Origin of the sequence: Streptosporangium sp. NPDC006007, assembly GCF_040614315.1 — a bacterium.
GTDB lineage: Bacteria > Actinomycetota > Actinomycetes > Streptosporangiales > Streptosporangiaceae > Streptosporangium.
Genome location: NZ_JBEXUG010000015.1, coordinates 136,383 through 142,978, shown reverse-complemented (window position 1 = coordinate 142,978; position 6,596 = coordinate 136,383). Strand labels below are relative to the sequence as shown.

Annotated in this window: 8 protein-coding genes and 1 tRNA gene; 3 read left to right on the top strand and 6 right to left on the bottom strand. The window is 67.6% G+C overall.

The window, feature by feature from the left end:
• Both ABZ194_RS14920 and ABZ194_RS14915 read left to right on the top strand, forming a co-directional pair.
• The coding region (locus ABZ194_RS14920) for a zinc ribbon domain-containing protein (RefSeq protein WP_355596296.1) at positions 1-110 on the top strand (110 nt) is incomplete at its 5' end.
• Between the two features lie 111 nt (positions 111-221).
• On the top strand, positions 222-392 hold the full coding sequence (locus tag ABZ194_RS14915; protein ID WP_355596278.1) for a hypothetical protein: 171 nt from the start codon (positions 222-224) through the stop codon (positions 390-392).
• 56 nt (positions 393-448) lie between these two features.
• Here the strand turns inward: ABZ194_RS14915 and ABZ194_RS14910 are convergent.
• From ABZ194_RS14910 to ABZ194_RS14885, 6 genes are all read right to left on the bottom strand, one after another.
• Positions 449-523: transfer RNA gene (locus tag ABZ194_RS14910), tRNA-Val, on the bottom strand.
• A 33-nt stretch (positions 524-556) separates the two neighbouring features.
• Positions 557-1,504: an ROK family protein gene (locus ABZ194_RS14905; RefSeq protein WP_355596276.1), complete on the bottom strand. Its 948-nt coding sequence runs from the start codon at positions 1,502-1,504 to the stop codon at positions 557-559.
• Between the two features lie 111 nt (positions 1,505-1,615).
• Positions 1,616-1,927, bottom strand: coding sequence for a hypothetical protein (locus ABZ194_RS14900; RefSeq protein WP_355596274.1), 312 nt, complete (start codon positions 1,925-1,927; stop codon positions 1,616-1,618).
• Between the two features lie 59 nt (positions 1,928-1,986).
• Positions 1,987-2,445, bottom strand: coding sequence for a peroxiredoxin (locus ABZ194_RS14895; RefSeq protein ID WP_355596294.1), 459 nt, complete (start codon positions 2,443-2,445; stop codon positions 1,987-1,989).
• 83 nt (positions 2,446-2,528) lie between these two features.
• A complete protein-coding gene (locus ABZ194_RS14890; RefSeq protein WP_355596272.1) occupies positions 2,529-2,957 on the bottom strand; it encodes a DUF3052 domain-containing protein in 429 nt (142 codons plus the stop codon).
• A 123-nt stretch (positions 2,958-3,080) separates the two neighbouring features.
• Positions 3,081-3,488, bottom strand: a complete 408-nt coding sequence (locus ABZ194_RS14885) for a secondary thiamine-phosphate synthase enzyme YjbQ (protein WP_355596270.1) — start codon at positions 3,486-3,488, stop codon at positions 3,081-3,083.
• 340 nt (positions 3,489-3,828) lie between these two features.
• On the opposite strand from ABZ194_RS14885, the gene aceE reads away from it, so the two are divergent.
• Positions 3,829-6,576: a pyruvate dehydrogenase (acetyl-transferring), homodimeric type gene (aceE, locus tag ABZ194_RS14880; RefSeq protein WP_355596268.1), complete on the top strand. Its 2,748-nt coding sequence runs from the start codon at positions 3,829-3,831 to the stop codon at positions 6,574-6,576.
• The last annotated feature ends 20 nt before the right edge of the window (positions 6,577-6,596 follow it).

Sequence of the window (6,596 nt, the reverse complement as noted above, 5' to 3'; positions counted from 1 at the left end):
CCGAGTTCCGATGTACGGCGTGCCGCCACGAGGCACACGCCGACGTCAACGCGGCGATCAACATCCTCAGGGCAGGGCTTGCCCTTCGCGACGCTACGCAAGCGGCTTAACGAGAAGCCGCCCTCTTTAGGGGGCGGAGGAGTCACGTTGAGGTCTTCGTAGGTCTCGCCGTAGGGCGTCTGGGTGTGGACCGAGGTGGCCCAGCCTGAACTCCCCGCGAGATGCGGCACAGCCTCGTCTCGCTGCTGTCGGACTCGGGCGTCCCGATCGAGGACATCTCACGTCTGGTCGGGCACCGGAACACGGTGGTCACCGAGACCGTCTACCGCAAGCAGATCCGCCCGGTGCTCACGCAGGGCGCGGAGGCGATGAACGACATCTTCGGGAGTTAGTCACCCAGTTAGTCACTCACGCCCCGTTCCGAAGATCAGGGACGGGGCGTTTTGGCTGGTGGGCACTACTGGGTTCGAACCAGTGACATCTCGCTTGTAAGGCGAGCGCTCTACCGCTGAGCTAAGCGCCCCGGGGAGTCCTGTCGGACAGACGGGACAACACCTTACGCCACTCGGGGGGACTTCAGCACATCAAGCGACCAGGTGGCTCCCACCTCCGGTGATCCGGCCGCGTGCCAGCCCAGGAGGGCCGCGCCGAGCATGCTCGCGTTGACCCCCAGGGCGGCCGGATGGAGGGGTGGGGCCTTGCGGAAGGTCAGGCGCCGCTGGAGGCGGTCGGCCAGCGGGTCGGACAGAAGGCGGCCCGCTTCGGCCAGGCCGCCGCCCAAAACGATCGCGGAGGGGTCCAGGAGGAGCGTGTAGGTGGCCAGGGCGAGGGAGAGCGCCTCGGTCGCGTCGTGCCACACCGCGGCGGCCACGGGGTCGCCGGAGGTGGTCAGGGCGGCCACCCGTTCGGCCGTGGTGGGCGAGCCGGCCCTGGCGGAGTAGCGGCGGGCCACGGCCGAGGCTGAGGCGTAGGTCTCCAGGCAGCCGATCTGGCCGCAGGCGCAGGGCTCGCCGTCGGGGAAGACCGGGATGTGGCCGATCTCACCACCCCATCCGGCGCTCCCGCCGTACGGCTCACCGCGCAGGATCACGGCGCCCGCGATACCCGTGCCGATGGACAGGAAGAGAAAGTCGGAGATCTCCCGTCCCGCGCCGAGAACGCTCTCGGCGAGACCGCCGGCGCGCACGTCGTGGCCGAGCATGACGGGCACGTTCAGCGGGACGAGGTCTCCCGCCGGGACGTCGTGCCAGCCGATGTTGGCGGAGTAGAGCGCCGTGTCCGCGGTGACCAGGCCGGGAACGGCGAGGCCGACGCCCGCTGGGGCGTCGCCGCCCGCGGCGGCGAGGTTCTCGACGAAGGATCTGATGGCCTCGATGACGGCGGCGGGGCCCTGCTCGCGCGGGGTCCCGCGACGGCCGGTGAGGACGATCTCCCCCGAGCGGGTGACGAGGCCGCCCTTCATGGAGGTGCCACCGACGTCGAGGGCCACAACGAAGGAGCTCATGCAGACGTCCAGCGGGTCGAAGGGGCGAGGCCGAGTCCGGCCTTGACCCACGACGGTATCGCTGCTTCTCCACAAGTGATGATAAATGCGGTTAAAGCAGATTTATAGGCGTTAATGAACTCGGCCCAGGACCCGGTTCAGCGCCGCCTCGACCTCGTCCGCCAGGCCGGGGGCGCAGGGTTCGGCCGGTCGCTCGACACCCCGGGCCGGCCGTACCGAGCCGCAGGACCGGCACTCCACCTCGCCGAGCCGGCAGATGAGGGCCACGGAGCCGCACGAGGCGCACGTGTCGAGGTCGAGGCCGTGGATACGCTGGCAGTCTGGGCAGATCAGCACCTGGGCCTCCCGGCACACGCCGCGCCTCCACGGGCTGACGCCCCGGATCGGGTCGGTCTGCCTGGCCCCGCAGGAGAAGCAGGGCATGATCGCCTCCGAGAGGTCGGGACCGGCGGACGCCTCGTGAGCGCCCGCCGGATCGCCACTTAGGAAAGTTCGGCGAGGACCTTGCGGTACTCGGCGATGTCGCGCGCCTGCGAGATGGGGTTCACCACGCTCCAGCGGATCACGCCCTCGCCGTCGATGACGAAGGTACCGCGGGTGGCGATGCCCTTCTCCTCGTCGAACACGCCGTACGCACGGGCGACCTGCCCGTGCGGCCAGAAGTCGGAGAGCAACGGGAAGGTGTAACCCTCCCGGTCCGCCCAGGCGCGATGGGTGAACATCGAGTCGACCGAGACGGTGACCACCTGGACGTCGTCGGACGCGGCGGCGATGAACTCGTCACGGATAGCGCAGAGCTCACCGTGGCAGACGCCGCTGAAGGCGAGAGGGTAGAAGATCAGCACGATCTTTTTACCCCGGTAGTCCGAAAGCTTGACCGGAGTGCCGTGCTGGTCCTTCAGCTCGAACTCCGGAGCCGGGGAACCCACCTCGACCGCCATGTCCACAGGTCCTTTCATCGGATGATGTGCAAGACCGTCATCCTGCCGTACGGCTCATCCGAGCCGTACGGCAGGGCGGAGACCTACCGGCGTGCCCTGGGCGTGGCCAGCCTCGTTCCCGACCAGTCGGGGGCAGCACTGATGCTGCTGGTCTGCGAGAGACCCGCCGTTGTGGCGTCTTCCCCGATGTCGCTGGGCTCCACATGGCCCTCGCGACCGGCCTTGGGAGTGAGCAGCCAGATCTGGCCGCCGTCACTCAGGTTGGTCACCACGCCGCTCAGGGCGTCGAACAGATCGCCGTCACCGTCGCGCCACCACAGCAGCACGACGTCGACGACGTCCTCGAAGTCTTCATCGACCAGTTCGTTACCGGTCAGCTCCTCGATGGAGTCGCGCAGATCCTCGTCGGCGTCCTCGTCCCAGCCGACCTCCTGCACCACCTGACCCGGTTTGAGGCCGAGTCGTTCGGCCAGGCCGCGTTCGCCCTGCGCCTGACCCGCGGTCGCGCTCACGTTTGTCCCTCCTGCTTGATTGGCCCCGCAGTCACACGGTGCTCAAAGTGCTTCGGCACAGTCCACACGCTGTGACCCTCGGTCGTCAACGGTCGCCACGGCAACGACTGGGCTACGTATGAATTAGTCCGACAAAAATGACAAACGGACCTGGCGTTCCCGATTGTCGATGTTGAGATCCACCACGGCGATGGACTGCCAGGTGCCCAGCGCGAGCCGCCCGGCGAGAACCGGGACGGTGGCGTACGGCGGAACGAGAGCAGGCATGACATGCGACCGTCCATGCCCTCTGGATCCGTGCGCATGCTTCCATCTCCCATCGGCCGGAAGAAGGTCTTCCAGGGCCGCGAGCAGGTCGTCGTCGCTGCCCGAGCCGAGCTCGATCAGCGCGATCCCCGCGGTCGCGTGCGGTACGAAGACGTGCAGCAGCCCGTCTCCCCCGCAGGACCGGACGAAGCTCTCGCACTCGGAGGTGATGTCGTGCACCCGCTCACGGGCCCCCGTTACCACCTCGATCGTCTGAGATCTCACATACCGATCCTACGATCCATGCTGAGCTGCGACGACGATCGAGACCCGTTCGGGACGCGCCGGGGGGCGCGGGTATCCTTTCGCCCCGCCGGAGACGGGGCCGGGAGGTGCCGGAAAAGAGAACCCCGGGTTCCCGGCGATCCCCCCTCCGATCGACCGATCCCCCATGTAGTCTTTAATGATAATTCGTCCTACCATCGGTGGTTTAGGCCACTTGTGTGCCCCTGCCAGCAGGGACTTCCTGGTTACCGGTCAGTAGAGATGCACTTTCCGGGGTAAGCGACCAGGATGGAAGGCGACCTACCCCAGACAAAAGTCCATCCTCGGAAGGCGAGACCCAGTGGCTTCCGGACGCCAGCGTTTCTCGGTCATCAGCGACGGCCTACCCAGTCAGCTCCCTGATGTCGATCCCAGCGAGACCCAGGAGTGGCTCGAGTCGCTCGACAACGTCATCAAGACGGAAGGTCGCACTCGGGCCCGTTATTTGATGCTTCGCCTACTGGAACGGGCCCGCGAACACCAGGTCGGGGTGCCCGGTCTGCGTAGTACGGACTACATCAACACCATCCCGCCGGAGCGAGAGCCCTGGTTCCCCGGCGACGAGTACGTCGAGCGCCGGATCCGCGCGTACATCCGGTGGAACGCGGCCGTCATGGTGACCCGCGCCAACGCCCGCACCAACGTCGGCGGGCACATCGCCACCTACGCGTCGGCGGCATCGCTCTACGAGGTGGGCTTCAACCACTTCTTCCGCGGCAAGGATCACGGCGAGTCCGGCGATCAGGTCTTCATCCAGGGCCACGCGGCGCCGGGCATCTACGCCCGCGCATTCCTGGAGGGCCGCCTCAACGAGGCGCAGCTCGACGCCTTCCGGCAGGAGCTCTCGCACGGTTTCAAGGGCCTGCCCTCCTATCCGCACCCGCGCCTGATGCCGGACTTCTGGGAGTTTCCCACGGTCTCCATGGGCCTGGGCCCGATCGGGGCGATCTACCAGGCCAGGTTCAACCGCTACCTGCTGAACCGGAAGATCAAGGACACCAGCCGCAGTCACGTCTGGTGCTACCTCGGCGACGGCGAGATGGACGAGCCGGAGTCGCTCGGCGCGATCGGCCTGGCCGCCCGCGAGGAGCTCGACAACCTCACCTTCGTGATCAACTGCAACCTGCAGCGCCTGGACGGCCCGGTCCGCGGCAACGGCAAGATCATCCAGGAGCTGGAGTCCTACTTCCGGGGCGCCGGCTGGAATGTCATCAAGGTCGTGTGGGGCCGTGACTGGGACCCGCTGCTGGCCGCGGACGTCGACGGCGTGCTGGTCAACAAGATGAACACCGTCCCCGACGGGCAGTTCCAGACCTACTCCGTCGAGAGCGGCGAGTACATCCGCGAGGACTTCTTCGGCGACGACCCCCGGCTACGCAGGATGGTCGAGCACCTGTCCGACGAGGAGATCCGCAAGCTGTCACGCGGCGGTCACGACTACCGCAAGGTCTACGCGGCCTACAAGGCGGCACGCGAGCACGTCGGCCAGCCGACGGTCATCCTCGCCCAGACCATCAAGGGCTGGACGCTGGGCAAGGACTTCGAGGCGCGCAACGCGACGCACCAGATGAAGAAGATGTCCAAGGCCGACCTGAAGGAGTTCCGCGACCGGCTCTACCTGCCGATCCCGGACTCCGCGCTCGAAGGCGACCTGCCGCCCTACTTCCACCCGGGTGAGAACGACCCGGAGATCGAATACATGAAGGAGCGCCGCGCGGCCCTGGGCGGCTTCCTGCCCAAGCGCGTGACGCGCGCCAAGCCGATCACGTTGCCGGGCGACGCGGCCTACGCGCAGCTCAAGAAGGGCTCCGGCAAGCAGAACGTCGCCACCACCATGGCGTTCGTCCGGCTGCTCAAGGACCTCATCCGGGACAAGGAGATCGGCCACCGGTTCGTGCCGATCATCCCGGACGAGGCACGCACCTTCGGTCTCGACGCGATCTTCCCGACCGCCAAGATCTACTCGCCGCACGGCCAGACCTACGACGCCGTGGACCGCGAACTGCTGCTCTCCTACAAGGAGTCGACCGAGGGTCAGATCCTGCACGAGGGCATCAGCGAGTCCGGTTCGATGGCCTCGACGATCGCGGTGGGCTCGTCGTACGCCACGCACGGCGAGCACATGATCCCGATCTACATCTTCTACTCGATGTTCGGCTGGCAGCGCACCGCCGACCAGATGTGGCAACTCGCCGACCAGATGGGCCGGGGCTTCCTGCTCGGCGCCACCGCCGGCCGTACCACGCTGAACGGCGAGGGCCTGCAGCACGAGGACGGTCACACCCCGCTGACCGCCTCGACGAACCCGGCCGCGGTGTCCTACGACCCGTCGTGGGGCTTCGAGCTGGCCCACATCGTCCAGGACGGCCTGCGGAGGATGTACGGCGAGCAGCCGGAGAACGTCTTCTACTATCTGACCGTCTACAACGAGCCCTATCCGCAGCCGGCCGAGCCCGCCGGCCTGGATGTGGCGGGCCTGCTCAAGGGTCTGTACCGGTTCGCCCCGGCTCCGGCGGTACCCGGCCCCAAGGCCAACATCCTGTCCTCCGGCGTGGCCGGTCCGTGGGCCGTGGAGGCCCAGCGGATGCTGGCCGAGGAGTGGGGTGTGGCGGCCGAGGTCTGGTCGGCCACCTCCTGGACGGAACTGCGCCGCGAGGCGCTGGCCGCCGAGGAGCACAACCTGCTCAACCCCGACTCCGAGCAGCGCGTGCCGTACGTGACCCAGGCGCTGTCCACGGTCGAGGGACCGTTCGTGGGCGTCAGCGACTACATGCGCGCGGTGCAGGACCAGATCGCCCAGTGGGTTCCGGGTGACTGGACCTCGCTCGGCACCGACGGCTTCGGCCTGTCGGACACCCGGTCGGCGCTGCGCCGGCACTTCCACGTGGACGCGGCCTCGATCACCCTGGCCGTGCTCACCCAGCTGGTCAAGCGTGACGAGCTCGACGCGAAGGTGCTGCACGAGGCCATCGCGAAGTACCACCTGAAGAACGGCGTGACCGAGGCCGGTGGCGTCGAGAGCAACGACACCCAGTCCATGGGACTGTGATGTGATCACTGCCGGGCGGG

Coding starts and splice junctions, on each gene's coding strand:
- ABZ194_RS14905 (WP_355596276.1), bottom strand. CDS start 1,504: ATGAGCTCCTTCGTTGTGGCCCTCGACGTCGGTGGCACCTCCATGAAG.
- ABZ194_RS14915 (WP_355596278.1), top strand. CDS start 222: ATGCGGCACAGCCTCGTCTCGCTGCTGTCGGACTCGGGCGTCCCGATC.
- ABZ194_RS14895 (WP_355596294.1), bottom strand. CDS start 2,445: ATGGCGGTCGAGGTGGGTTCCCCGGCTCCGGAGTTCGAGCTGAAGGAC.
- ABZ194_RS14900 (WP_355596274.1), bottom strand. CDS start 1,927: ATGCCCTGCTTCTCCTGCGGGGCCAGGCAGACCGACCCGATCCGGGGC.